The sequence below is a fragment of the Patiriisocius sp. Uisw_047 genome, from assembly GCF_047730165.1.
Taxonomy (GTDB): Bacteria; Bacteroidota; Bacteroidia; order Flavobacteriales; family Flavobacteriaceae; genus Patiriisocius.
This window is the reverse complement of the sequence record NZ_CP159834.1, coordinates 897,495-923,277: the sequence shown is the minus strand read 5'-3', so window position 1 is coordinate 923,277 and position 25,783 is coordinate 897,495. Positions and strand designations below refer to the sequence as shown.

22 protein-coding genes and 1 tRNA gene are annotated in these 25,783 nt (G+C 37.2%); 7 read left to right on the top strand and 16 right to left on the bottom strand.

Going from position 1 to position 25,783, the window contains the following annotated elements:
• Window positions 1-178: 178 nt before the first annotated feature.
• Window positions 179-1,684 carry a glutamate--tRNA ligase gene (gltX, locus tag ABXT71_RS04150; protein ID WP_415372588.1) on the top strand — a complete coding sequence of 502 codons (1,506 nt, stop codon included), beginning with the start codon at window positions 179-181 and terminating at the stop codon, window positions 1,682-1,684.
• Here the strand turns inward: gltX and ABXT71_RS04145 are convergent.
• Window positions 1,681-2,289 carry a hypothetical protein gene (locus ABXT71_RS04145; protein WP_415372587.1) on the bottom strand — a complete coding sequence of 203 codons (609 nt, stop codon included), beginning with the start codon at window positions 2,287-2,289 and terminating at the stop codon, window positions 1,681-1,683. The two genes, gltX and ABXT71_RS04145, sit on opposite strands and share 4 nt — an antisense overlap.
• Before the next feature lie 123 nt (window positions 2,290-2,412).
• Here ABXT71_RS04145 and ABXT71_RS04140 point away from each other — a divergent pair, with 123 nt between their 5' ends.
• Window positions 2,413-3,411, top strand: coding sequence for an SPFH domain-containing protein (locus ABXT71_RS04140; RefSeq protein ID WP_415372586.1), 999 nt, complete (start codon window positions 2,413-2,415; stop codon window positions 3,409-3,411).
• Between the two features lie 98 nt (window positions 3,412-3,509).
• Here ABXT71_RS04140 and ABXT71_RS04135 read toward each other — a convergent pair whose 3' ends face one another.
• From ABXT71_RS04135 to ABXT71_RS04115, 5 genes are all read right to left on the bottom strand, one after another.
• The gene (locus ABXT71_RS04135; protein ID WP_415372585.1) at window positions 3,510-3,755 is read right to left on the bottom strand and encodes a DUF6327 family protein; all 246 of its coding nucleotides are present in this window, start codon (window positions 3,753-3,755) and stop codon (window positions 3,510-3,512) included.
• Complete coding sequence (locus tag ABXT71_RS04130; RefSeq protein WP_415372584.1) at window positions 3,752-4,168, bottom strand: hypothetical protein; 417 nt, start codon at window positions 4,166-4,168, stop codon at window positions 3,752-3,754. The genes ABXT71_RS04135 and ABXT71_RS04130 overlap by 4 nt, the downstream gene beginning before the upstream one ends.
• 1 nt (window position 4,169) lies before the next feature.
• Window positions 4,170-4,547, bottom strand: a complete 378-nt coding sequence (locus ABXT71_RS04125) for a YtxH domain-containing protein (RefSeq protein ID WP_415372583.1) — start codon at window positions 4,545-4,547, stop codon at window positions 4,170-4,172.
• A gap of 154 nt (window positions 4,548-4,701) precedes the next feature.
• On the bottom strand, window positions 4,702-6,180 hold the full coding sequence (locus ABXT71_RS04120) for a sulfatase-like hydrolase/transferase (protein WP_415372582.1): 1,479 nt from the start codon (window positions 6,178-6,180) through the stop codon (window positions 4,702-4,704).
• Between the two features lies 1 nt (window position 6,181).
• Entirely contained in the window at window positions 6,182-7,861 is a 1,680-nt protein-coding gene (locus tag ABXT71_RS04115) for a glutamine--tRNA ligase/YqeY domain fusion protein (protein ID WP_415372581.1), read from the bottom strand.
• A 191-nt stretch (window positions 7,862-8,052) separates the two neighbouring features.
• On the opposite strand from ABXT71_RS04115, the gene folB reads away from it, so the two are divergent.
• Both folB and ABXT71_RS04105 read left to right on the top strand, forming a co-directional pair.
• Entirely contained in the window at window positions 8,053-8,412 is a 360-nt protein-coding gene (gene folB, locus ABXT71_RS04110; protein WP_415372580.1) for a dihydroneopterin aldolase, read from the top strand.
• A 104-nt stretch (window positions 8,413-8,516) separates the two neighbouring features.
• Window positions 8,517-8,587, top strand: a tRNA-Cys gene (locus tag ABXT71_RS04105).
• A 39-nt stretch (window positions 8,588-8,626) separates the two neighbouring features.
• On the opposite strand, the gene ABXT71_RS04100 is transcribed toward ABXT71_RS04105, so the two are convergent.
• The 3 genes from ABXT71_RS04100 to rnr all read right to left on the bottom strand — a co-directional run bounded on the left by ABXT71_RS04100 (window position 8,627) and on the right by rnr (window position 12,448).
• Window positions 8,627-9,367 (bottom strand): LysE family translocator, encoded by a 741-nt coding sequence (locus tag ABXT71_RS04100; protein ID WP_415372579.1) that lies wholly within the window; start codon window positions 9,365-9,367, stop codon window positions 8,627-8,629.
• Window positions 9,368-9,405: 38 nt separating this feature from the next.
• A complete protein-coding gene (locus tag ABXT71_RS04095) occupies window positions 9,406-10,077 on the bottom strand; it encodes a head GIN domain-containing protein (protein ID WP_415372578.1) in 672 nt (223 codons plus the stop codon).
• A gap of 154 nt (window positions 10,078-10,231) precedes the next feature.
• Window positions 10,232-12,448: a ribonuclease R gene (rnr, locus tag ABXT71_RS04090; RefSeq protein WP_415372577.1), complete on the bottom strand. Its 2,217-nt coding sequence runs from the start codon at window positions 12,446-12,448 to the stop codon at window positions 10,232-10,234.
• An 879-nt stretch (window positions 12,449-13,327) separates the two neighbouring features.
• Here rnr and rpiB point away from each other — a divergent pair.
• From rpiB to ABXT71_RS04075, 3 genes are all read left to right on the top strand, one after another.
• Window positions 13,328-13,756, top strand: coding sequence for a ribose 5-phosphate isomerase B (gene rpiB, locus ABXT71_RS04085; RefSeq protein ID WP_415372576.1), 429 nt, complete (start codon window positions 13,328-13,330; stop codon window positions 13,754-13,756).
• 225 nt (window positions 13,757-13,981) lie between these two features.
• On the top strand, window positions 13,982-14,902 hold the full coding sequence (locus tag ABXT71_RS04080; protein ID WP_415372575.1) for a cation diffusion facilitator family transporter: 921 nt from the start codon (window positions 13,982-13,984) through the stop codon (window positions 14,900-14,902).
• A 141-nt stretch (window positions 14,903-15,043) separates the two neighbouring features.
• Window positions 15,044-15,484, top strand: coding sequence for a GNAT family N-acetyltransferase (locus ABXT71_RS04075; RefSeq protein WP_415372574.1), 441 nt, complete (start codon window positions 15,044-15,046; stop codon window positions 15,482-15,484).
• Window positions 15,485-15,577: 93 nt separating this feature from the next.
• Here the strand turns inward: ABXT71_RS04075 and ABXT71_RS04070 are convergent, their stop codons facing one another.
• The 7 genes from ABXT71_RS04070 to ABXT71_RS04040 all read right to left on the bottom strand — a co-directional run bounded on the left by ABXT71_RS04070 (window position 15,578) and on the right by ABXT71_RS04040 (window position 25,601).
• A complete protein-coding gene (locus ABXT71_RS04070) occupies window positions 15,578-16,198 on the bottom strand; it encodes a sterol desaturase family protein (protein ID WP_415373060.1) in 621 nt (206 codons plus the stop codon).
• 196 nt (window positions 16,199-16,394) lie between these two features.
• Entirely contained in the window at window positions 16,395-18,026 is a 1,632-nt protein-coding gene (locus ABXT71_RS04065; protein WP_415372573.1) for a S41 family peptidase, read from the bottom strand.
• 202 nt (window positions 18,027-18,228) lie between these two features.
• Complete coding sequence (gene rnpA, locus ABXT71_RS04060) at window positions 18,229-18,588, bottom strand: ribonuclease P protein component (RefSeq protein ID WP_415372572.1); 360 nt, start codon at window positions 18,586-18,588, stop codon at window positions 18,229-18,231.
• A gap of 123 nt (window positions 18,589-18,711) precedes the next feature.
• The gene (locus ABXT71_RS04055) at window positions 18,712-20,535 is read right to left on the bottom strand and encodes a M1 family metallopeptidase (protein ID WP_415372571.1); all 1,824 of its coding nucleotides are present in this window, start codon (window positions 20,533-20,535) and stop codon (window positions 18,712-18,714) included.
• A gap of 119 nt (window positions 20,536-20,654) precedes the next feature.
• The gene (locus tag ABXT71_RS04050; RefSeq protein ID WP_415372570.1) at window positions 20,655-22,316 is read right to left on the bottom strand and encodes a S8 family serine peptidase; all 1,662 of its coding nucleotides are present in this window, start codon (window positions 22,314-22,316) and stop codon (window positions 20,655-20,657) included.
• A 9-nt stretch (window positions 22,317-22,325) separates the two neighbouring features.
• Window positions 22,326-23,213, bottom strand: coding sequence for an MBL fold metallo-hydrolase (locus ABXT71_RS04045; RefSeq protein WP_415372569.1), 888 nt, complete (start codon window positions 23,211-23,213; stop codon window positions 22,326-22,328).
• A gap of 165 nt (window positions 23,214-23,378) precedes the next feature.
• Window positions 23,379-25,601 (bottom strand): SulP family inorganic anion transporter, encoded by a 2,223-nt coding sequence (locus ABXT71_RS04040; protein ID WP_415372568.1) that lies wholly within the window; start codon window positions 25,599-25,601, stop codon window positions 23,379-23,381.
• Between the last annotated feature and the right edge of the window lie 182 nt (window positions 25,602-25,783).

The window sequence follows — 25,783 nt, the reverse complement described above, 5'->3', positions numbered from 1 at the left end:
ACGATTAATTACCTGCTTTAAAATATTCGTCAGATCATTCAAGCACAAATGGAATTCCAAAAGCGGGCATTTTAAAAACTTGATATTTCAGGAGATATTCCCTTTTTAATTATAGTTCATCGATTCATTACCTAACTAACTTTATCTGTCTATTTTTGCACTATTAATTAGATAAAAAATGAAAGTACGCGTACGTTTTGCTCCAAGTCCAACGGGACCTTTACATATAGGTGGTGTCCGCACCGCATTATTCAACTATTTATTTGCTAAAAAACACGGAGGTGATTTCATACTCCGTATAGAAGATACAGACCAAACACGTTATGTGCCTGGTGCTGAAGACTATATTGTAGACGCAATGAACTGGTTGCATATTCCCTTTGATGAATCCCCTGCAAAACCAGGAGAATGCGGGCCTTACAGACAGAGCGAGCGTAAAGACCTGTACTTAAATTATGCCCAAGACTTAATAGATAGTGGGAATGCCTATTATGCTTTTGATACTTCAGAAGCGCTGGATGCACATAGAAAAGACCACGAAGCAAACGGTAAAACGTTTATTTACAACTGGCATAATCGTGAGAAGCTCGATAATTCTTTAGTCCTTTCTGAAGAAAAGGTGAAACAAAAGATAGCCGCAGGAACACCGTATGTAATTAGGTTTAAATCACCTCAAGATGAAACATTACATTTACAAGATTTAATTCGTGGCGATATCAAGATAGACACCAACGTACTTGATGATAAGGTGCTTTTTAAGAGTGACGGGATGCCTACATATCATTTAGCAAATATTGTAGATGATCACTTGATGAAAATCTCACACGTAATTCGTGGTGAAGAATGGTTGCCATCGTTATCATTACACGTGTTGTTATACAAAGCTTTTGGTTGGGATGCGCCACAATTTGCACACTTACCGCTTATTATGAAGCCTGTAGGAAAGGGAAAACTAAGCAAACGCGATGGTGATAAAATGGGCTTCCCTGTCTTCCCATTGCTATGGAAAACTGCAGAAGGAGATACATTCTCTGGATACCGTGAAGATGGTTATCTGCCAGAAGCTGTGCTTAATATGCTAGCATTTTTAGGTTGGAATCCGGGTACCGAACAAGAAATATTTACATTACAGGGCTTAGTAGATACCTTTGACCTTTCGCGTGTGAGTAAAGGGGGGGCAAAATTTGATCCTGATAAAAGTAAATGGTTCCAGAATCAATATTTACAAATGATGGACGAGGATGTTTTGGCTGCTCAGTTCCAAAAGTTTTTAGATAACAAAGGGGTCTCGACTTCGCTTGACTTAGGTTTGATTGTTCCTTTACTTAAAGAAAGAGCAACTTTTGTGGAAGATCTATGGGAGCAAGGAGGTTTCTTCTTTGAAACTCCTACAACGTATGATGAAAAGGCCGCTAAAAAAGCTTTTAAAGAAGACACCCCAGAAATTCTAGGAAACATTTTTAACATCTTAAAAGACCTTGAAGACTTTAGCGCGAGTAACATTTCAGACAAAGTAAAAGGATGGATTAATAGTGAAGAGATGGGTTTTGGCCCTGTAATGATGCCTTTACGTTTAGCCTTAGTCGGCGAAATGAAAGGGCCTGATGTGTTTGTGATTGCTTCACTTTTAGGAAAAGACGAAACGGTAAAACGTTTAGAGAATGCGGTGAAGTTTATAGCTTAAAAATAGAAAACGGCCCCCAAAAGTATCGTCCCACTATTCCCTTTAAAATCATTTTTTTCTAGGCCTTGATCATTGAGTCGATTGAGAACATTTGTTACTCCGTATTGATATTGAGCAGTCGCCCTGAAGCTTTCAAGCCCCGCAGAAAGGCCACCCACGACCCTAAAGTTAATAGGAGAAATATTTTCTAGATCTGCTGCGGTGAGTTCATTATAGCCTTCAATAAGGAATTCGCTTTGCGCATCGCGCTTCACTTTCATTTTTCCTGTTACATTTAAAGTAGGGCCAAACTCCAGCGTTAGATGATGTTTTACAATATTATAACTTCCTAAAAATTGCATCTGTACGCCCTGAATACTAAAGTCTATATTTTGTGTTTTTACACCGTCTGTACCCTGTATAGAAACGTTGCTCCCCATAAAATTAAGGCCATAAATAAGATCAAATGAATTCCAAAAAGAACCTCTGGAGGTAAAACCCGCGCCAAAACCTTCTCCCTGTGTGCTAATAAAATCTTCCGTGGTGATGTCAAATAAAATATACCCTGCTTGAGCGCCTATTCTATTGTAATCATTATAGTTGCGCTGAGCAAACGACTGTTGCATATTTAAACAAGCAAGCGTAACAAAAAGAAAGGATAAACGACTCATAAAATAGGTAGATTAATTAGTAGGCTAAAATAGCTTTAATTTGTATCTTCAAAATATTATTAACTAAAAAAAACGTCTATGGGACCTGCTTTAATTTTATTGATACCAATAGGTATTATCTTATTTTTCTTACTTCTCTCTTCCTTCTTTACTGTGAAGCAGCAAACCGCTGCTATTATAGAAAACTTTGGAAAGTTTAGCAGCATTCGTAATTCGGGGCTGCAATTTAAAATACCAGTGGTACAACGTATCGCGGGACGAATTAATTTAAAAATCCAGCAACTAGATGTTCTAGTAGAGACGAAGACGAAGGATGATGTTTTTGTTAAACTAAAAATTTCAGTACAGTTTCAAGTGGTAAAAGAGCGCGTATATGACGCCTTTTATAAACTTGAGAATCCACACGATCAGATCACTTCTTATGTATTTGATGTGGTTCGTGCAGAGGTTCCTAAAATGAAACTAGATGATGTTTTTGAACGCAAAGATGATGTTGCAATCGCGGTAAAACAAGAATTAAACGAAGCGATGACTAATTATGGATATGATATTATCAAAACCTTGGTTACAGATATTGATCCAGATGTTCAAGTAAAAGCGGCCATGAACCGTATTAACGCTTCTGAGCGTGAAAAGGTAGCTGCAGAATATGAAGCAGAAGCAGAGCGTATCATGATTGTTGCTAAGGCAAGAGCAGAAGCAGAAAGCAAGCGCTTACAAGGACAAGGTATTGCAGACCAACGTCGTGAGATTGCAAGAGGGTTAGAAGAATCTGTAGACGTATTAAATAACGTGGGTATTAACTCGCAAGAGGCATCTGCATTAATTGTTGTAACACAGCATTATGATACTTTACAGTCTATAGGTGAAGCAACAAATACAAACTTAATTCTACTCCCTAATTCGCCACAAGCAGGAAGTAATATGCTAAACGATATGATTGCTTCTTTTGTGGCAAGTAATCAAATAGGCGAGGAGATGAAGTTGAGCAATGCAGCAAAAGGCATTACTAATAAGAAGAAACAATCAAGAGCTAAGCCTACTACACCAAAGGCAGATGACGATGTCATACTTTAATTAAGTATGCCTATTGTTGTTATTTTTATTCAGAAAAACAAAAAAAAGCCTCCAGGTATTTATTTACTTTGGGGCTTTTAACTTTTTAAATAAGTTCACTATCTATACTTCTTTAAGAACTTCCCAATACCAAAAGAAAATAGAGGCATAAGTAACTTTAACAAGAGTGTAGAAGTTGCCACTCCGCCAATAAGTCCGGTAATTAGCTTGCTGGGTTTAGCGCTTTCTTTAGTCATATGAAAACTAAGCTTAAGTTCTTCTTTAGATATTTCAGATTGTAAATAAAGTCTTTTTAGATCTCTATCTACCTCTTCAAAATTCGAATATTTTTTTTTTCCACTCATGGTGTTCCCTTCGTTTTTTTAGACTTCGCCCTCTCATTTGCTATGTCTGAAGGTGAAGTGTCATCTTCTTCAACAATAAGCTCTGAGAACTTCTCTAAGATTGTCTTTACTATCATCTTCCTTCCAAAAAAATATGTAAATAAGAAGACCACAAGAAAAAAACCTCCTATCACAAAAAACCCTGAAGATGGATAGCCGATAATCCTACTTAGGTAAAGTGCAACCCCAAAGGACATAAAAGACAATAAGAGTAATGCAACGCTCCCTAGAACAAGCATGCTTATAAGGGATGTAGCAAATTTCATTGAAGATTTAAAAAGGCGAAGTTTATAATACTCCGCTGTTGTCTCAACGTATTCTTGCGTCTTCTCTCCTGTGTTGTTTAGATTTTCTGATAGCGCTTCAAAAGCCATATTATACAGTTGCTTTTTTGGTAGCTGTCTCTACTTTGGATGCCGTTACGCCTTTTTGCAATCTCGCATTTTGTTTACGCAAATTATCTAGTTTACTTTCTAAAGCAGATAACACGTCGTCTGCCTTAAAACTAGCAGAAGATAATGTCTCTTCTAGTTTTTGCTCTAAAGTTAACTTTGTGTTTTTTGCTTTTGTATCAAGAACCTCTTGTGATTCCTTAAGTTGTTTGGTTAATCTTTTCTGTGCCTTGGCGGCCTTTTTCTTAATTTTCTTTCTTGTCTTCTCTCCATTGTCCGGCGCATAGAGAATTCCTATTCCTGCTCCTATTGCTGCTCCTGTTAAAAGCGCTAATAACGTTTGTCCCGTGTTTGATGCCATTGTATATTATTTTTGTTAGTAGTGTTTGTTTAACAAATATACCTCCAGCCCTCACGTATGATTGTTAATAACTGGTTAATAGTTGATTTACAACACTTAAAGTTATCTTAAAATGTACACTTAGCAAGCCTTTTTCCTAATTTTTTTGGAAAACCTATTCTTCGATCGTTAATATACCACGCAGATAGTCGTACACAATATCTGTAGTAAGAGCCCTGTTTCTTGCGTCGGAAATTTTAAGTGCATAGCGCTTGTGCCGCTGTTTAAAAGATGCGGATAACCACAATAACATGGCTGGATTCGTTTGTTCTTCCGCAGAACCAGCATGAAGGTATTGTCCATTTTCTCCTAAAGACTCTCCGTGATCTGAAATATAAAAAACAACCGTTGGCACTCCGTTTTTCTCTGCTCGCTCTATCACTTGGTTTAAAAAGAAATCTAAATATAAAATAGTGTTGTCATAAGAATTAATCATCTCTTCTTTAGTCAAAGAAGGAATATACTTTGAGGTTATCACAGGTGTAAATTCTCTAAAGTCATCGCTATATCTATTCTCGTAATACCAATGACTTCCCATCATATGGAGCGTAACTAACTGACTTGTATTTATTCCTAGAACACTGTCAAGTAAAGGCAGCATTACCTCATCCAGTTCTTTATTAAAACTGTATTCAGACTTGTATTTATCTACTAGGATGACTGCTTCATTTGTTTCAACAATAGCCGCAAAAGAAGACTCTAAAGTTTGGTTCCCAATCCAAGTGGTCTCTATTCCTGCTGCTGCTGCTAGCGAATAAATACTCGTATAGCTTTCTTTATCAATATTGAGTTTTTTGTCTGTTAATATTTGAGGTATACTTGCCCCTGTATATGTATTACTCGTATAAATGTTGGGAAAACTAATAATGTCTTGCTTAGACAATAAAGGGGTTGTGTTCATTGAATAACCGTTTATACCCAAATGATCCGCTCTCACTGTTTCGCCCAAAACAAAAATTACGGTTAGGCTATCTGTTTTTTTAGTCCCTCGTGGGAGCGCTGTATTTAATTGAAATTTTGGAGCGCTGTAGTAATCCTCAACACCATTAAAGACATTATACGGTAGTCTACTTTTAAGCGTATTAAGACGCTTCAATTCAGTAATAAAAAATAAAGCAATACAAGCGGCTGCAATAATTGAAAACAGAAAGATTGCTTTTTTAGCACGGAGCCTATTATGCCATTTTATAAAGAAAACAAGCACAAGTGTCGCGGCTATGAGAAAGGCGATGTAGGGCAGTGTTATTAGGTCTATAGCGACGTCTGGTGTGGTTTCAAAAACAGCCTGAATCAAACCTGGTGTGACAGAGATGTCTTGTGTGTATACGAAAAATGAAAAACTACAAAAGAATAGAAACAGAGCAGAAAACACCAAGCGAAATAACCACTTGTTGAGTGTTAAAAAATAGATGAACCCTGCGACGGTACTTTGCAGTAAAGCCAGATGCCCTAGATACACAAGCGTGTCTTTGCCGCCTTCTAGTGGTGTGTGATAGTAGGAGGCTCCTGTGATAAAAATCACAATAGCTATATTAACAGCAAGGTGAAAGCTTACGAGCCCTTTTATGGAGTTTAAAAAAGCCCGTGTCTTCATCTTATTGATCTATTTTTGCCCAAGAATCACGAAGGCCAACGGTCTTGTTATAAACCATTTTTTCTGCGGTGGTGTCCTTATCTACAGCGAAGTAACCTAGTCTCTGAAACTGTACTGTTTCTTCTACCTGACGTTCTCTAACACTTGGTTCTGCATATCCTGTAATCACCTCTAAAGAGTCTGGGTTAACAAACTCCATAAAGTCTTTGTCTTTGTGCGTGTCTGGAGAAGCATCTGTAAAAAGACGATCATATAGACGCACTTCTATCTCTAAAGCATCTTTAATGGAAACCCAATGAAGCGTTCCTTTTACTTTACGCATAGAGGCTTCTGTACCGCTCCCGCTGCGACTGTCTGGATCATAGGTGCAGTGAATTTCTGTAACATCTCCATTTTCATCCTTAACACAACTTTCTGCCTTGATGATATAGGCGTTTTTAAGACGCACTTCTTTACCTAGTTTTAATCTGAAAAACTTTTTGTTTGCCTCTTCTCTAAAATCTTCTTTCTCAATATAAATCTCTTTCGAAAATGGCACTTTTGTGGAGCCAGCACTTTCGTCATCTTGGTTATTTTCAGAATCTAACCATTCTGTTTCACCTTCTGGATAATTAGTGATAACCACTTTTACCGGGTCAAGAACCGCCATTACTCTATCTGCAGTTTTATTAAGATCCTCGCGGAGGCTAAATTCTAATCGCGAAACATCAATTAGGTTATCTCGTTTACCAACGCCAATTCCTTCAGCAAAGTTTCTAATAGATGCAGCCGTGTAACCTCTTCTTCTTAATCCAGAAATAGTAGGCATTCTGGGATCATCCCAGCTTTTTACTACGCCATCTTCTACTAATCGCGCTAGTTTACGTTTGCTCACAACAGTATGGCTTAAGTTTCTTCTAGCGAATTCTCGTTGTTTAGGTCGTAACTTTTTTGGATCGTGTAGTTGATCTAAAAACCAATTGTATAATTCTCGATGTGGTAAAAACTCTAGTGTACAGAAAGAGTGTGAAACTTGTTCTATATAATCACTCTCTCCGTGAGTCCAATCGTACATTGGAAAGATTCTCCAGTCTGTTCCTGTTCTGTGATGATGCTTATGCAGTGTTCTGTACATAACAGGATCACGCATCAACATATTTGTAGAGCTCATATCAATTTTAGCGCGCAATACATGTGCTCCTTCTGGTGCTTCACCAGATTTCATTTGCTCAAACAGGGTAAGGTTTTCTTCTACAGAGCGATTTCTAAAAGAGCTGTTAGATCCTACTTCTGTAGGTGTCCCTTTTTGTTCTCTCATGGCCTCAGAGCTTTGAGAGTCTACATATGCTTTTCCTTCTTTTATTAAGAGTACTGCCCAGTCATATAACTCCTGAAAGTAATCACTGGCGTAACGTTCTTCTGCCCAAGTATATCCCAACCAAGTTACATCACGTTTTATTGCATCTACAAATTCTTGTTCTTCCTTTGCGGGATTTGTATCATCAAAACGAAGATTTACTGGAGCATCATATGATAGCCCTAAACCAAAGTTTAAACAAATAGAAGAGGCATGCCCAATGTGCAAATATCCATTAGGTTCCGGCGGAAACCGAAAACGCAAATCATCCTTACTGTGTGACTGCTTTAAATCTTCTTCTATAATCTGCTCAATAAAATTGAGAGGCTCCTTTTCTTCGTTCATGGTATGCTATATTTGAAGGCCAAAACTTGACTTAGCCCCATTTGGTTTTACTTTTTTATCTTAGTTTGGGTCTTTCCTTTTTATGCGGAAATTTTACAACACCAATAAATAAACTGTTTATTTAACATTCTCCTTACATCCAAGAATATAACGCAAAGGTAAAAAAAGTATCTTTGTGAAAAGGCCATCCTATGCATAGCATTCATTTAAAAAATATACGTGTTTTTACTAACCACGGCTGCCTTACCGAGGAAGAAAAAATAGGCAGTGATTATCTTGTAAATTTACGGATCGAAGCAAACCTGTCTCCTGCCGCAAAAAGCGACTCACTTAATGACACCGTAGATTACGTTCACCTTAATACTATTGTTATAGAAGAAATGCAAAAGCGCTCTAAGCTTCTAGAACAAGTAGGTCAGCGCATTATTAACCGTGTTTTAAGAGAACTTGATAAGGTTCAATTTGTCGAGGTTTCCGTGTCAAAAATAAACCCTCCTATTGGTGGTGATGTGGCAGAAGTGATTGTGACGATGACGGAGCGCAGAGAATAAGGTAAATTTCTCTACTTTTTAAGTTGCAGATTATATTTTGAAAAGTTTATATTTGCGGTCTGTTAAATATAAATAGGAGTGTTTACTCCTTTTTAAGGATTAATGGCATCTTGGCCGAGTGGCTAGGCAGAGGTCTGCAAAACCTTCTACAGCGGTTCGAATCCGCTAGATGCCTCAAGAGAAACCCTCAGCTTTGCTGAGGGTTTTTTATGTTTTAAAGTGGGTTCTCTGCAGGAAGAACGGGTCTTGTGAGCGTAGTGTCTAATGATTCTTGTCCTGGAATCTTTTCTAACTCTGCGTTAATTCTTTCTGGGAACACGCCCTGAAGTAACAGAAATACTCCAAATCCAGCGATTAAAAGGCTTACCCATTGCTTCGTTTTATAGTTAAAGCGTCGCGTCATTTTGTGCCTTAACTTTTTAGCTAAAGAAATTTTTGCGAGATCAGTTAATATAAAAGAAGCCATCACAGTGATTAAAAAATAAATTACACCATACTCACCACTTGTTCTGGTGTTGGCGATAATAATTATCCCTATCCAGCCCGCTAATACCCCAAAGTTTATAAAGTTTAAAAAAAAACCTTTTAAAAATAAGCTTCCAAAATTTCTCTTTACTTCAACGGAGCTATGCGCCCTGACAATTTTATAAATTGATCGCTTGTTTTTAATGTAAGAAATCACACCATAAGCAATCAATACTGCGCCACCAAAAATTAGTAAAGCAGGATCGTCCTTAACGCGATCTAATAATTTGCTAGTACTAAAATAGGCAATAAAGATAAAGACTACGTCTGCAAACATGGCGCCAGAATCAAAGACGACTCCAGCTCTAAACCCTTTATTGATACTGGTTTCAATTAGGGAAAAAAATACAGGGCCGACCATAAAGGCCAGAATGAATCCTGAAATTATTGCACTACCAAAACCTTCAAACATAGTACTGTAAAAGTACAAAAAGTTTACGTTTTTGTTACAATTAAAAACGATATTGCCTAATCTATTATGTAGATACGACCACCAGCAAATCGTTTTTTCTTAACCTGAACAGGATTTCCATGTACATACACATTACCCCCTGCCGTTACACGAATATCTACTTTTTCTGAAGCATAAACCTGTGCTTCTCCCGCTGCTGTAACAGATATTTTAGTGTCTTTTGTTTTTAGATTTTTCCCATCAAAAATACCACCAGAGTTAATTTTTATTTCTTGAATTCTAGCTAAACCGTTTACATCAATCATTCCTCCAGAAACGGCTTTCATTTTTGCAAAACTCACTTGTAGTGCAGCGTTTATCTTAGCGCCTTCTTGCACTCTTAATTCTATTTTGTCTTGCTTAATAAGTTCACTTACAGTAATTTGAGATCCTTCATTTGCATCTATTACAGAAATACTTTTTGCATAGACTTCTATATAAGTGTCTTCACCTCTAAAACGTTTATCAGTATGCATTCTCACTTTTAAAACACCATCGTCATTAATAATTTTTATATCACTGGCGTAATCTCCGCGTACTACTACTTTATTTTCATCTGCTTGAATTAATCGTACAAACACAAGATCAAAAACTTTTAGTTCAGAAAAGTCACCTACGTCCTGGCTAATCTCTTGTGCTGAAATAGTTAAACTAAAAACTACGGTCAATAAAATTAAAATGATTTTCATGGCTTCTAAGTATTTAATAAAAGAGTCTGTAAATTTTAAAGTGTTACAGTTTCCGAAGAATTAAAATTAATAAAGTCTGGTTTAACACATTCGTTAGTTAACGAAAGTGCTTAGCCAGACCTTAAAATTATTTAATGTGTTTTTTATAAACCCCTCATTTATTAGGCCCTAGCATTGTGAAGTCTAAGTGCTTTCTTGCAAGATCTGCATTTTTCACTTTTACAATTACTTCATCTCCTAGTGTAAATTTCACGTGGTTTTTTCTACCAACCACCGCATAATCTTCTTTAATAAACTCGTAACTATCATCGCGCATATCCTGGATACGCACCATTCCTTCACATTTATTACTCACGATTTCTACATAGATTCCCCACTCTGTTACACCACTTATCACCCCTACAAATTCTTCATCTTGGTGATCTTTCATATACTTGATTTGCATATATTTTATGCTATCTCGTTCTGCTCTTGAGGCAAGGCCTTCCATATCACTACAATGTCTACAATTCTCTTCGTAGGTATCTTCTTTTGCAGATTCTTTATTGTCAAGATAGCGCTGTAAAAGACGATGCACCATTACATCTGGATACCGTCTAATAGGAGATGTAAAGTGACTATAATAATCAAATGCTAAACCATAGTGACCTATATTGTTAGTTGTATACACTGCTTTACTCATACTACGTATAGCAAGTGTATCTATCAAGTTTTGTTCTTTTCTACCTTGTACATCGCTCAATAATTTATTCAATGATTGTGATGTTGTTTTTTTATCGCGCGTATCCATTTTGTACCCAAACTGCTTGATAATATTTTCTAATGCCGCTATCTTTTCATCATCAGGTTCATCGTGCACACGGTAGATAAATGTTTTCTTTGGGTTTTGTTTACCTATTACTGCAGCAACACTTCTGTTTGCTAATAACATAAACTCTTCAATCAACTTATTTGCGTCCTTACTTTCCTTAAAGTAAACCCCTTCTGGATTTGCTTCTTCGTCTAGAATAAATTTAACCTCTACCTTATCAAAAGAAATAGCACCGTTATTCATTCTTTTTTTACGGAGAATTTTAGCAAGACGATCCATCTCTAATATTGCTTTAGCTATTGGCACTTCTACTTCATATGCATTATCAGTGATTGATATTTCTGCAGATATTGATGTGTTTAATTTTCCTTGATTAATATCAGATAGATCATTATTTTCTATAATCATCTGGGCTTCTTCGTACGCAAAACGAGCATCACTATAAGTAACCGTTCTACCAAACCATTGATTTAAAACTTCCGCTTTTTTATTTATCTCAAATACAGCAGAGAATGTATATTTTTCTTCATAAGGTCTTAATGAACACGCACCGTTACTTAAAATTTCTGGAAGCATAGGTACAACACGATCTACAAGATAGACTGAAGTTGCACGTTCAAAAGCTTCATCATCAAGGATGGTTCCCGGCTTCAGATAATGGGAAACGTCTGCAATGTGGATTCCTACTTCATAATTACCATTTTTCATTTCTGTAAATGATAAGGCATCATCAAAATCTTTTGCATCTTTCGGGTCTATCGTAAAGGTTAAATCTTTACGCATATCGCGTCTTTTTGCAATCTCTTCAGGATGTATACTTGTATCTATTTTATTAGCAAATTCTTCTATTTCTGGCGGGAATTCATACGGTAAACCATACTGAGCAAGAATACTATGTATTTCTGTATTGTGTTCTCCTGGCATCCCGAGGCTCTTAATTACGTTTCCATTAGGAGAATCTGCTTTTTCTGGCCAGTCTATTATTTCTACTAATACTCGTTCACCTTGTTTTGCTCCGTTAATATTACTTTTATGCACAAAAATATCTGTATACATCTTATGATCACCCATTTCTACAAAAGCAAAACGATCTTGTATATTTATCGTTCCTACAAACTCTGTTCGTTTACGTTCTATTATTTTTGTGATTTCCCCTTCGCTTTTTCCACCTCTTTTTCGTTTATATACGTACACTTCTACCGTGTCACCGTTGAGTGCTTTATTAAGATTTTTATTTTTTACGAGTATATCATCTTCAAGTTCTTCAACAATAATATAGCCTTGACCTCGCCCAGCAATATCTACACGTCCTGTGTAGTAATTTTGGTTAGGAGTTAAGATATATTTACCACGATCTAGTTCTTGAATGGTCTTATTTCCTTTAAGTTCTTTAAGTTCTTTAATAATCTGATTTCTACTATTTGCATCATCCACGTTTAGCTTTGCGGCTATTTGTTTAAAGTTAAAAGATTGTGAATGGTCTTTACGAAGTATCTCTAGGATTTTTTGAGAAAGGCTTTCAATTTTATTTGAAGCGTTTCTTTTTTTATTTCTATTCATATTTGTGCCCGCATATGCGGGTATTTTTCATCTGGTTCTCATCTCTAGTGAGCTACCTATTTAATTTATTTTTCTTAAAGGTAATTGATTTTTATGATGTTCGGACGAACTAGAATTCAAGTGAAGAAGATTTAAATTAAGATGAATTCTATTTAAATCAATCGTTTAAGATTGCTGCAAAGCTACACTTTAATTATTAAATGAATATTATGTTTAGTTTAAGAGGTTAAAAAGAAATTTAAAATTTGTCTGTTTTATTTTTTTTAGTGAATCGCCCTAATTAAGATTATCTAAAATTCTTAGTTATTGCACTTATCAACACACCATGTAATATCATTATTCCTTTTTATAAATTTTTAAAAAACAATGATGCTCATGATGGTATGTTCATAACAGGTATAACTTATTTAGTAAAAAGTACTACATGTGATTTATAGAAAAGAGTTGGAGGCTTATCAACAACTTATAAGCAGTATATACTCTTGTAATTGAAGGAATTAATAGATGCTATTAACATCTGTTTATAACCTCAATTCACAACATATTTTTAATAAGATTATCACTTATAAATGTTGGTATCTGATCATTTGATGCTAATAAGTAATCTAAAAACAGGAGAGTTATATTTAGTGTATCTCGATTAATACCTGGCTGTCATTTTTAATTGGATTCCACAAATAATTCTATCTTTTTTAGACGTATAATTATAAACAGAGTTATTAACCGAAATGTTAATACGCTCAACACAACTTCTCATATACATAAAATTTCCAGCTTTGTTTATATCTACTCCATTTAGATATCTTATTAATGGACGCTTTTTTTATCTTTGAATTTCAAGTATTAATTTAAAGCAAACCCCTCCTCTTGGGCACCATTATGAAAATAGCTATAGGAAACGATCACGCAGGACCAGATTATAAATTTGCTATTGTAAAATATTTAGAAAAGCAAGGCCACGAAGTAGTAAATTATGGTACAGATACTTTAGATAGTGTAGACTATCCAGACTTTGCTAGTCCTGTTGCAAAAGCAGTAAATGATAAAGAAGTACTATATGGTATACTTATATGTGGTAGTGCAAACGGTGTGGCAATGACAGCAAATAAGTATCCAAACGTGCGTGCTGGCCTTTGCTGGACCGAAGAAATTGTAACACTCGTTAGACAACATAACGATGCTAATATATTGTGTATTCCTGCGCGATTTACATCCATTCCACAAGCAGTAAAAATGGTGGAAACATATTTGAATACCCCGTTTGAGGGTGGCCGTCATCAGAACAGAGTAGATAAAATTTGTATGTAAGAAGAAAGTGCTTAAAGTTTACAACGCGCTAACGTAATACCTGTTCTATTTGCTTCGGAAATTTTATATAATTTAAAATTTTATGTAAGGTGTGAGCGACATACGAGAGATCTTTGTAGGTTTTACCACCGCTGCCAATCTTAGATTAAGTTTTAGTATATTATTTTTACTATTAACCGCAACCACTTCCTGAAACAAGGTAAGGACACGATTGAACACAAATAAATGAGCGAGCATTCACATAATCACAGCCACGCACATGCGCATCCAGATCTAAAGGGTAAAAAACTACTACTTTCTATTTTCTTGAATATAGCTATCACCGTAGCTCAAGTTATTGGGGGTCTTATCTCTGGAAGTCTTTCCTTATTAAGTGATGCATTGCATAACTTTAGTGACGTATTATCGTTGATTGTAAGTTATGTAGCTGATCTATACTCAAAAAAAGAAGCCTCTCCAGAGCGAACGTTTGGTTATAAACGAGCAGAAATTATTGCTGCTTTTGTAAATGCATTATCCTTAATTATTGTTGCGATCTGTCTAGTTTATGAAGCGATTCACCGCTTTTTTGATCCTCAAAAAATTGATAGCTCTATTGTTATATGGTTGGCATTATTAGGTATTTTAGCAAATGGTTTTAGTGTCCTGCTTCTGCATAAAGATTCTAAAAGTAACATGAATATGCGTTCCGCCTATTTACATTTAATGACAGATATGGCAGCTTCAGTTGCGGTACTCGTAGGTGGCTTGTTGATGAAGTATCTTGGTTGGTTTTGGGTGGATAGTGTCTTAACGGTTCTGATAGCTATCTACCTAGTCATTATGGGCTATAAACTATTAAAAGAAAGTTTTAAGGTGTTAATGTTGTTCACTCCAGAAAATCTTGATGTTTCCCTAGTAAGTAGTAAAATACAAGAGATACCAACAGTTAGAAACGTTCATCACATGCATATCTGGCAATTAAACGAAAAAGAAATACACCTAGAAGCACACTTAGAATTTTCAGAGGATGTCACGATTTCTCAATTTGATAAAATTTCTGAAGAAATTGAAGAGGTACTTTATCACGAGTTTAAAATTAATCACGTAACCCTACAGCCGGAATACGATAAGGATGACCCTAAAGACATTATTGTTCAAGATTGATTTTTTTGTATTTAGTTTAATACTAAACTTGATTGAGAATTCTGTAGTGGCAATTAAATACCAAATCAATTTTCTTATTTTTACTGATCTAAATAGCAACACGCCTAACTCCTTTTTTCTTTAAACGCTTAAATTTGCTCCATGAATATCTCAATAAAAACATTTGAAGAATTAACCACAATAGAACTTCATAGCCTTCTCCAACTGCGCAGCGAAGTATTTGTGGTAGAGCAAGACTGCGTGTATCAAGACATTGACGGTAAAGACTTAAAAGCGCTACATGTTATTGGAGAAAAGGACGGCAAGGTTGTCGCATACACGCGCTGTTTTGATGCGGGAATTTATTTTAAAGAGGCCTCTATAGGGAGAGTAGTTGTGGATATGGACGCTCGTAAATACGGCTTTGGTCACGACATAATGAAAGCCTCTATTGATGCTATACAAAGCAGGTTTAATACAGAAGAAATTAAACTTTCTGCTCAAACATATCTTATTTCATTTTATGAATCACACGGCTTTACAGCCATTGGAGAAGGTTATTTAGAAGATGGAATTCCCCATGTGGCCATGCTTAAATCATGATGAATTTTAAGCGCCACCTGTTTCTATCCGAGTTATCGATTTTATCATGACGCGGCTCTCTTGTAACTAGGTCACGCAATCACATTAAATAACCTACTTAGATTTAACGTTTTTATTAAATGGTATGCCAAGCTGTACGCCAATACTTTCGTCGTTCGTGTGGTCTGCTATGTCGATACCGTATACAATGTCTTTGACGTTTCTGTAGGTAAAAGTACCAAAAAGACGATCCCAAATAGAAAACACATTACCATAGTTGCTATCGGTCCAAGGAAGCTGGTTATGATGGTGAAACTTATGCATATCTGGTGTTACAATAACATAACTGAGCGTTTTATCAAGGGAGGTGGGCAGGGAGACATTTGCGTGCGTAAAATACGTGAATGCAATACTCAGAATACGGTAAAACATATAAAACGAAATAGCCACTCCCATTAAGACAACAGCAATGAACGCAAAGGTTTCGCGTAAAATAAAATCTAAAGGGTGGTGTCGTGTTCCCGCGGTGGCATCTACCATTTTATCTGTATGATGAACGAGGTGCAAACGCCATAATAAGGGCACTTTATGCAATAAATAATGAACGCTGTATTGCGCGATAAAATCTAGCACAAGAAGCGACAGCAGCAATTTTACCCAAACGGGCGCTTCAAACAAATGTAAGAACCCAAATTGAGTAGTGTAACCAGTTAAAAACCCCAAGGGTAACAACACCAAACACCGCGTTTATAGTCATCACAAAAAACAGTAGGAAGAGATTTGTACGTGCTTGTCTCCATTTACGATACGGTGCTTTAATAAAAGAATAACACCCTTCTGCCAACCAAAAAAACGCCAAAATGAAAACACCCATCCGGCTTTCATCCAGATGGGCATTGTTTCAAAAAAGTGAAGGAATTCTGTCATAGAATTACTTCAATATTCTTTTATATTTTTTATCATCATTCAAGATCTCAATTGCCTTTAATATTTCTGGATTGTGTTCCAGTTGATAATCGTATAAACCTTCTGCATAGAAATAACGTTTTAATATCTCGTCACTCAACAAAGACATTACCTCTGCTTTCTTCTTTGTTACTTTACGTTCTTTTGCAGCACCTATCTGTTCCATTAGTTTGCTATAGCTCGCTGCTATTTCATCTTTCAAGTCATCATCCTCTGCACGACGCAACGCTTCTTCAAACTTCTTTTCTGTGTCTGTTTCGTACTCAAAATTATTACGCTTTAAAAAACCTAAGAAATCTTGAAAATCTGAATCTGAAAAAACAAAATCCTTCCAGTCTGTCATTGTGTTTTTGTAATGGTACTCCGTCGCATAATCAAAGATCGCGTTGTCTTTTAACAAGGCTGTTGTAATGGGGCTAAAAACAGAAGTCTCAAGTTCGACGTCTGGTAAAATACCACCACCGTCATAAACGGTGCGACCGCCTTTTGTTTTAAACGCATTGTATTCTTTACTGTCTACTCGTATTGGGTCTCCGTTCTCATCACGATTCCAGTAGTCTAAGGCTTGTATACAACGACCGCTTGGGGTGTAATATCTTGAGATAGTCACTTTTAACTGGGTACCGTAAGTCAACTTTTTAGGGCGCTGTACAAGGCCTTTTCCAAAACTTCTAGCGCCCACTATTACAGCCCTGTCTAGATCTTGAAGTCCACCAGAAACAATCTCACTGGCAGAAGCACTACGGCCATTTACTAAAACCACTAAAGGGATCTCCAGGTCTTCAGGCTCTTTGGTCGTTTTATATACCTTATTGTATTTAGCAATGTCAGATTTTGTTGTGGTAATGACTTCGCCTTTTGGTACAAATAAGTTGACAATACTAATTGCTTCGTTTAATAACCCACCAGGATTACCACGTAAATCAAGAATGATTTTTGTCGCTCCTTGACTTTTTAAATCTTCAAGTGCACTTCTGGTTTGTACGGTGGTTTTTTTATTAAACTTTGTCAAAACAATATACCCCACATCACCTTGAACGAGCTTATAAAAAGACACGGCATCCACCTCTACTGCAGATCGCTCTACGGTAGTTTTGGCTTCGTTACCCTGGCGGATGTAGGTGATTTTTGCCTTCGTACCGGCGGTTCCTTTTAATAAATTACGAGCGTCGCCTTCATAACCTTCAATTTTGTTGCCGTCAATTTCTATAATCTTATCTCCTGCTTTTAATCCTGCTATATCGGCAGGATAGCCCTTAAATGGCTCAATGATGATCATTTTATCTTCTAGTGTTCGCACTGAGGCCCCTACTCCTGTATAGACCCCGTTATTACGTATGCGAGAATCCTCTACCGCCTGTTCGTTCCAGTAGCGCGTATAAGGATCTAGGTCTGCTAGCATTCCCTCAATAGCCTTATCCATTAGTGTGGCCGGCGTCTGCTCGTCCACATAATTCATGTTGAGTTCTTTGTAAAGCGTAGTGAAAATCTCGATCTGTTTTGCGATTTCAAAAAAGTCGTTTTTATTATTCACAAACCCTACAGAGGTAAAAAAAACCACTACGGCCAGTCCTGCTATTGCTATTTTCTTTTTCATCTTGAAGACCCGAGAAGTCGGGGAACTATTTGTCTTATTAAACTTCGGAAACGGGAATCATTGACCCACGTCGCCCATATAAGAATTGATAGGCTCTATTGTAAAACGCCTTTTTCAAGTTTAGCGTATTTCCTAAGCGATACAAACTTAATTTATTCCCGAATTAGTTTTAAACAACCAAAATAGTAATAAAAACCCACATTTAAGCCTGCTTTAATTGCTTTAACAACCCGAGGACTGCTTTCTCAATCTGAGCATAAGGCAGGTCTTCTCGCCCCACAAAAATAAACATAAGGATAAATTTCGTATCGGTTTCTTTTTCTAAAGACGCCTTGTTTTGGCGATACGCTTCACGCAATTGTCTTTTTATACGATTACGATCTACGGCAAGTTTAAATAGACGCTTGGGTACGGAGAACCCCGCTTTGGTTTTGTTTGCATTCTCCATGGGTAAATACAACACTCTTAGAGGAAACTTTTTAAAAGACTTCCCCTCCTCAAAAAGCTGTGTAATTGCTTTCTTAGATTTAAGTCGGTCTGTTTTGTTGAGGGTGAGTTTCATGAGTCTAATAAAAATACGCTAAGAACTTAGTCAGCCTAGTGGGCAAAGATAATAATGATTGTGAGGTAATCGCATAAAAAAAGCGCTGTGTGAACAGCGCTTTATATTTTTATAAAGAAAGGACTATTCTCCCCATCCATTGTTCTCACGATCTATATCTGCCATCAGCATACTCGCATCAATTATCATGCTTTTTACTTCTTTTCCCGCAGGGATCATTAACTCATAGGTAGGATACGCCCAAGCCCAGTCTTTTGCTTGGGTTCTCGTCATTCCTTTATATGTGTTTGGCTTTTCTGCACGCATCATTTGTAAAGGGATGTAAAATTGCTCTTGGCTGCCGTCTGCATAGGTTACGTCTAGGTCTATAGGCATTCCCATTAATCCTATACGCTCTAATGTTACTTTAGTTCCATCTGCTCCTGATGTTACTTCTTTAATCGCGTAGTCAATCGTGTTTGTCGTTTGTGTCCAGTCCATTAAATACCAATCTAGCTCTATGCCGCTCACTCTTTCTGCTACACGAATAAAATCATTAGGTGTTGGGTGTTTAAAAGACCACTCATCAAAATAACGATTCAAGGTTTTTTCTACATTTTCTTTCCCGATGATGTATTCTAATTGCGCTAAGAAAACAGCTCCTTTGCTATAAGCTGTAATTCCGTATGCGCGGTTACTAGCATAACGATCTGCATGGGTAGTTTGTGGTTGTTCTTTTCCGCTAGTAGCTAAAAAGTTGTACCCGCCGTAAGAACCCGAATGTGGATTTGGGTTATCATCACCATTAATTTTTGCCATGGCAAGATTAGAAATATATGAAGTAAAACCTTCGTCCATCCACTCATGTTTCCCTTCATTTGTTGCCATTAAAAACTGAAACCAAGTGTGTGCTAGCTCATGTGCTGTTACACCCATAAGGCTGCTAAACTTTCTATTACCAGTAATTAAGGTACACATCGCATACTCCATACCACCGTCACCACCCTGGATCACGGAGTATTGTTTGTAAGGATACTCACCAATATTTTCATTATAAAAAGCAAGCATTTCTGCTGTTTTAGGCTGTAGGTTTTTCCAGTTTTCTGCAATCTCTGGATTGTTTTTGTAGTAGAAGTTAAGGGTTACTCCTTTGGGCCCTTCATATTGATCATGGACATATTCATTATCTGCAGCCCATGTAAAGTCGTGAACTTTTGGCGCTGTAAAGTGCCAAGTTTTTTTTCCATTCTTGCCTTTTTTTACCGCTTCAAAGTCGCTAGAACCCATCACATTTTCTGCGCTGTATCCCGTTCCTGCAATGAGATAGTCTTTATCAATATGGATCGTCACATCAAAGTCGCCCCAAGGGCTATGAAACTCACGCCCTATGTATGGGTCTGCATGCCATCCTTGAAAATCGTATTCCGCGATTTTTGGGTACCACTGTGTCATAGATAACTTAATACCCTCTGCATTATCGCGACCGCTACGGCGCACTTGCAATGGAACTTGCGCGTCCCAATTCATTTTAAAGGTGCATTTTGCTCCTGGTTGTATGGGTGTGTTTAGTTGTACTTCAAGTACCGTCCCAACTACTTTATACTTAAGTTTTTTTCCATCTTGAGTAAGCGCTGTAGGATTAATGTATCCTATCTCATCTGGACTGAGCTTAGAGATACGATTACCCACACGAGAATCTGGATCCTCTATAGTTAAAGAACGTACGTCCATTTCACTTCCTGGCTGAAAAGCATTAAAGTAAAGATGATAAAATACACGGTCTAATGCGTCTGGAGAGTTGTTAGTGTAAACTAAAGTCTGTTCCCCTTCGTATTGGTTCTTATCTACATCCACATCGATATCCATCGTGTAATCTACGTGTTGTTGCCAATAAGGAGTATTGTTTTGCCCTGTCACATTTCCGAAGAAGAAAAGCGTCGTGGCCATCATAAAAATCGTTCTAGTCATAATCTTTGAAATTTTAAATTGTTTAGCAAATTCTACTCATTTGTTATCTTATTGATAGTTATAAGAGAGAATCATCGAAAAACAAAAAGCCCCCCATATTGGAGGGCTTTTAATAATTATTACATCTTAGACGCCATAATAAGGGCGTTATACATATTTACCATCTTACCAGAAGTAGATATATTAGGAAGCGTATTTGTGTTAGATGGGTCTCCACCTAAAACAACACTAGTCTTCGTAGATATTCCACTGTCCATTAATACTTGCTTCACTTGCTTTGCAGAAAGTTTAGGGTAGTGCGAACGAATCATTGCAGCAACACCTGCTACATTAGGTGATGCCATAGAGGTGCCTTGTAAAAACTCATAGGTATTTAACGGTGTTGTTGACCAGATTTTTACACCAGGACCAAATACGTCTACACTTGATTTACCGTAGTTAGAAAAATTTGCAACCAGCTCCCCGCCGTACTTATAGTTAAGCGCACCAACCGTTAAGAAATTATCGCTAATCTCTGCACCCGTCAATACTTGGTCCATAGGATACACTTGTTTTTCGTCAAGATCGATTCCTTCATTACCCGCTGCATTTACAATCAATACATCTTTCTTAGCGGCATATTTAATAGCATCCCAAACCCAATCCGAGTGTGGAGAATAATATTTACCAAAACTTGTATTAATCACCTTAGCACCATTATCAGCTGCATAACGAATAGCTAATGCGATATCCTTATCATACTCATCACCATCTGGCACAGCTCTCACTACCATTATTTTTACATTGTCTGCAACACCATCCATACCCACTCCGTTATTACGTTGAGCGGCAATAGAACCCGCTACGTGGGTACCGTGTTTTGCATCTTCTTTTTTAGGATCTGGTCCATCTACATCATTATTACCATAGTATTTATCTGTGATGTCATCTGGATTATCTCCTAAAACGCCTCTAAAATCTTTAGTCATGTTAAAGTGGCCATCCAGCCTTCCTTGAAAGTACTCAATCCCATTTGCTACTTGTTCGATAAATGCTGGAATAGAATCATCATAACCAAGCATCTGTGATAACATCCCTATTTGCTCTTGTTCTGTTTCTGAAGGTTCTTTTATGCCGGCTAAATCTGTTTTAGTATACGCTTCTTTTCCAAGCTTTTTGCTCATTGCAGCGTGAGCAGGCTTCACTTGCGCTAGAATACCAGTGTATTGAGATATTTGGGCTTTCACTTGTTCTGCTTCTTTTTCAAACTCTGCCTTTGCTTGAAGGTATACATTGTATTCGGCACTATCTGCAGCGCTTATAGATGTTTCGCTTTTTCCTTCATACTTAGGTTTTAGCGAACGAATGATGCGTACATACTCCATATTTTCTGCTACTATATCTCCTAAGAAATTCCAACCGTGAACATCATCTATGTACCCGTTACTGTCATCGTCTTTACCATTTCCAGCAATTTCTTTTGGATTGGTCCAGATTATATTTTTAAGATCTTCATGCTCGATATCAATACCACTATCAATGACTGCAACAATGACTTGCTTTCCTTGTTTCCCTTTTAATAACTCGCTGTAAGCTCTATTTACGCTCATTCCAGGAATCGTGTCTGTTGCAAGGTCTGCTAGATTCCACATTTTTAATTGTGTATCTGAAATGGGTGTAACCTTGAGAGGAATAACGTCTATGTTAGTAACGGGTGTTGAAATAATAGGAGCTACACCACCACAACCTGCTAAAACAAGTGCAGATGCTGTAACTAAAAATGTGGTTTTTAAAATATTCATTTGTTTTGTTTAATTAAAAAGTTCATTAAAAGAATACACTTTATCAAGGCGAATGCCTTTCTCCGTGTGCTTTACGGTAATTATCTCGTTATGAGCGTCGTGTTCCAAAAATAAATAATAATTATGGGTCGCCGCTGCGTTTAAAAATTTTTCTTTTTCTGGCATGGTAAGCAATGGTCTCGTATCATAACCCATTACAAAGGGTAAGGGTAGATGCCCTGCTGTGGGTAGTAAATCTGCCATAAAGACGATTGTTTTGTCTTTATATTTGAGCATAGGAAGCATTTGTTTTTCTGTGTGACCGTCTGCAAAGAAAATGCCAAAATCTAATTCTTTAGCCTGCGCTAAATCAACCTTGCTATTTTCATCACTTAATGTTTCTGTAGCGTTTGAAACAAATTTAAGTTGCCCAGCTTCTTGCATTGGGAGGATGTTTTCAGAAAGAAATGATGCCTTCTCACGACGGTTTGGGTGTATCGCCCAGTCCCAGTGATTTTCATTACTCCAGAAGCTTGCATTTTTAAAAGCGGGCTCGTAGCCCGTTTTATCTTTGTTCCATTGAACGCTTCCGCCACAGTGGTCAAAGTGGAGGTGCGTCATAAACACATCTGTAATATTATCGCGATGAAACCCTGCTTTTTTAAGTGAAGCATCTAAGTTGTGATTACCCCATTTGTAGTAATAGCCAAAGAATTTTTCACTCTGCTTATCACCCATTCCTGTATCGACTAAGGTTAACCTATTCCCATTTTCTATCAACAAACAGCGCGCGGCAATGTCAATCATATTATTAGAATCTGCAGGGTTGGTTCTGGACCACAAAGGTTTAGGAACCACGCCAAACATAGCACCACCGTCTAGTTTAAAATTTCCTGCTTCTATTGGGTGTAATTTCATCTTGATTTAATGTTGTTGTGAAAAGGTGTTTAAGCCATTTTTTCGAGTTGCAAAGTACAAAAAGGGTAGGTAATGACTGCTTGCGTTAAGAACATATTAAGAGGCCCTTCTTTAAATATTTGCTAGGCATATTAACGCGCAGCGCCTATTTACAAACAAATACAATTACTTCAAGTTCATGTACCTAACTAAATTTTGTGCAAAGTCTAACATGTTTTTTACCTCATCTGTTCTAGCGATGTGTAGGTATTTAAAAATCATTAATGCCTCACCATTACTTTCTATATGATGGATTTCGTTGTCTTCTAAAAACGAGATTAAACCTGGCGTAAAAAAGGAACGAATTTGAGCTTCATCTTCACCGCGAAGTTGAAACTTATTTGAAAAGCCAGGATACTTCTTAAAATTAATATCCCTCTTTTTCCCAGCAAATACTTTTACACGACTAAAAACCTTATCAAACAAGCCTTCTTTGTCTATGATAAATGTTGGGATTTTATTTGGCAATCTCACAATCTGTACGGTAGTTTGATACACCTCAAGTGCCGATAAGGCGCCTTCATCAAAAACAATATCAGCAATCTCCCAGTGGGCATTGTGATCTGTATCTAAACCTTGAAGCGAGTTGCTCTTCATCTCGATAGGACGAGAGTCGAAGAAGTGAAAATTACGCAAGTAACTTGTATCCCAAGCCACCTCACGCACAAAGGACCAGCCGTTTCTTGTGGCTAGCTTTTGCAGTCTTATTTGTCGTTTTGTAATACGTTTTTTGACGCGGCCGGTTACTATTTTTAAAGCTCTATTATGGCTGGAAGACGATACGTGATTCTCAAGACCCAAGAATTGTACACTCCCTCCTGCATTGTCTTGGATTCGTTTAAAATCGATGAGGTTTTCCATGATAGAGAGATCTACGAGGCGCGTTTGCGCAAGGTCGATTCTTACGGTAGATGCCGCAGGAATTTCTTCAAGTAGCTTATCTAATTTTAAGGCATATAAAAAGTTTGCAATTCCCTTAATTTTTACGTCATAAGAACCGTTTTCTAACTTATAAACTTTAGATCCAGATTTATAAATAGAGGTAAAGAATTTTATGAAACCTACTTTAGCAAGCAACATGTGAAGTATTAGGGTTACCAGAATACCTCCGGCGATGCCGTATAATAAATCTGTAAAAAGCGTAATTATTAATGTCGAAGTAAGAAACAACAGCTGTTCTACTCCTTGATCGTATGCGTGCTTAAATACTTTAGGCGACGCAAGTTTAAAGCCGGTATGCACAAGAATAGCTGCAAGTGCGGCTAATGGAATACTTCGCAGTACTGGGGCTAGTATTAATACAAAAAGAATAAGGAAAATTCCGTGATAGAAGTTAGACCATTTGGTTTTTGCATTACTATTTATATTGACCGTACTTCTTACAATTACCGTGGTAATAGGAAGACCACCTAGAGCACCAGAAACCATGGTGCTCAATCCTACCCCAACCATATCTTTATTAAGGTTTGTGGTTCTTCTATAAGGATCTAACTTGTCAACGGCTCTTGCGCTAGCTAATGTTTCTACGGAAGCAATCATAGTTATTGACAATACTGTAAGCCAGAATGCACTAGTTCCAATCATTCCAAAATCTGGATGTAAAATGCTGTCAAGAGGATTATCAGGAATTTTAATTAAAAGCTCTGGTCCCACGCCGTAGTTATTTCCGAAGACATTTATGCTGTGAGATGTAAAAAAATCGAAACCAAAAACAAAAGGGAGCGCTAACAACAATACCCACATAGGTGCGGGGATAATTTTAATAAACTTATTGTTTATTTTTTTATAAAACACAAGCACTAAAACCCCAACAAAAGCGACGAGAAATACAACTGGGTTAATTTCTGGAAACTTGTAATAAACATCTAAAAGCGTTCCTATAGTGGAATCTGCATCAGATGTCGTGCCTAAGGCATAGTGTATTTGTTTTGAAAAAATAATCACCCCAATCGCTGCGAGAATCCCATGTAAAACGGAAGAAGGAAGCAATTTTGCAAACCTTCCCATTTTTAAAAAACCTAAAACGACTTGGATGGCTCCAGAAATTACAATGGCCGCCAGCACGTAATTAATGTTATTATCTAGCACGACCAGTCCTCCTAAAATTACAGCAATTATTCCAGCTCCAGGTCCATTAATCGCGAGGTGACCTCCTCTAAAAAAAGTAGTAACAACGCCACCTATGATGGCAGAAAGCACTCCAGCCATTGGTGAAACATTTGACGCAACCGCAATCCCTAACGCTAGCGGTAGCGCTACCAGAGACACGCTCAATGCTGCAGATAAATCGTTTCGCCAGTTTTGCCTTAAGCCCTTAAATCCTGTTGCTGGAGTGCCTGTAGTATTCATTTATTGAAAATTGGTTGATTCTTTGAAATTTTGGCGTTGCCTAAAAACAAGAGTCGACAAGATACTGTTTTTAGGAAAGAGCAAAGGGTTTTGAGGGCTTTATGAATTACAGCATTTTTTTCCTGAAATTTTCTCGAGATGAATATGTTGAGGTTTATTACCCAGACAGAAGGCGTGGTTAA

Bases quoted from the DNA above. Each gene is read 5' to 3' on its own strand.
- ABXT71_RS04065 (WP_415372573.1), bottom strand. From the start codon at position 18,026: ATGAAAAAGAAAATAGCAATAGCAGGACTGGCCGTAGTGGTTTTTTTT.
- ABXT71_RS04045 (WP_415372569.1), bottom strand. From the start codon at position 23,213: ATGAAATTACACCCAATAGAAGCAGGAAATTTTAAACTAGACGGTGGT.
- gltX (WP_415372588.1), top strand. From the start codon at position 179: ATGAAAGTACGCGTACGTTTTGCTCCAAGTCCAACGGGACCTTTACAT.
- ABXT71_RS04135 (WP_415372585.1), bottom strand. From the start codon at position 3,755: ATGAGTGGAAAAAAAAAATATTCGAATTTTGAAGAGGTAGATAGAGAT.
- ABXT71_RS04120 (WP_415372582.1), bottom strand. From the start codon at position 6,180: ATGAAGACACGGGCTTTTTTAAACTCCATAAAAGGGCTCGTAAGCTTT.
- rpiB (WP_415372576.1), top strand. From the start codon at position 13,328: ATGAAAATAGCTATAGGAAACGATCACGCAGGACCAGATTATAAATTT.
- folB (WP_415372580.1), top strand. From the start codon at position 8,053: ATGCATAGCATTCATTTAAAAAATATACGTGTTTTTACTAACCACGGC.
- ABXT71_RS04040 (WP_415372568.1), bottom strand. From the start codon at position 25,601: ATGAATACTACAGGCACTCCAGCAACAGGATTTAAGGGCTTAAGGCAA.
- rnpA (WP_415372572.1), bottom strand. From the start codon at position 18,588: ATGAAACTCACCCTCAACAAAACAGACCGACTTAAATCTAAGAAAGCA.
- rnr (WP_415372577.1), bottom strand. From the start codon at position 12,448: ATGAATAGAAATAAAAAAAGAAACGCTTCAAATAAAATTGAAAGCCTT.
- ABXT71_RS04145 (WP_415372587.1), bottom strand. From the start codon at position 2,289: ATGCAACAGTCGTTTGCTCAGCGCAACTATAATGATTACAATAGAATA.
- ABXT71_RS04095 (WP_415372578.1), bottom strand. From the start codon at position 10,077: ATGAAAATCATTTTAATTTTATTGACCGTAGTTTTTAGTTTAACTATT.
- ABXT71_RS04125 (WP_415372583.1), bottom strand. From the start codon at position 4,547: ATGGCATCAAACACGGGACAAACGTTATTAGCGCTTTTAACAGGAGCA.
- ABXT71_RS04080 (WP_415372575.1), top strand. From the start codon at position 13,982: ATGAGCGAGCATTCACATAATCACAGCCACGCACATGCGCATCCAGAT.
- ABXT71_RS04115 (WP_415372581.1), bottom strand. From the start codon at position 7,861: ATGAACGAAGAAAAGGAGCCTCTCAATTTTATTGAGCAGATTATAGAA.
- ABXT71_RS04075 (WP_415372574.1), top strand. From the start codon at position 15,044: ATGAATATCTCAATAAAAACATTTGAAGAATTAACCACAATAGAACTT.
- ABXT71_RS04050 (WP_415372570.1), bottom strand. From the start codon at position 22,316: ATGAATATTTTAAAAACCACATTTTTAGTTACAGCATCTGCACTTGTT.
- ABXT71_RS04055 (WP_415372571.1), bottom strand. From the start codon at position 20,535: ATGACTAGAACGATTTTTATGATGGCCACGACGCTTTTCTTCTTCGGA.
- ABXT71_RS04140 (WP_415372586.1), top strand. From the start codon at position 2,413: ATGGGACCTGCTTTAATTTTATTGATACCAATAGGTATTATCTTATTT.
- ABXT71_RS04130 (WP_415372584.1), bottom strand. From the start codon at position 4,168: ATGGCTTTTGAAGCGCTATCAGAAAATCTAAACAACACAGGAGAGAAG.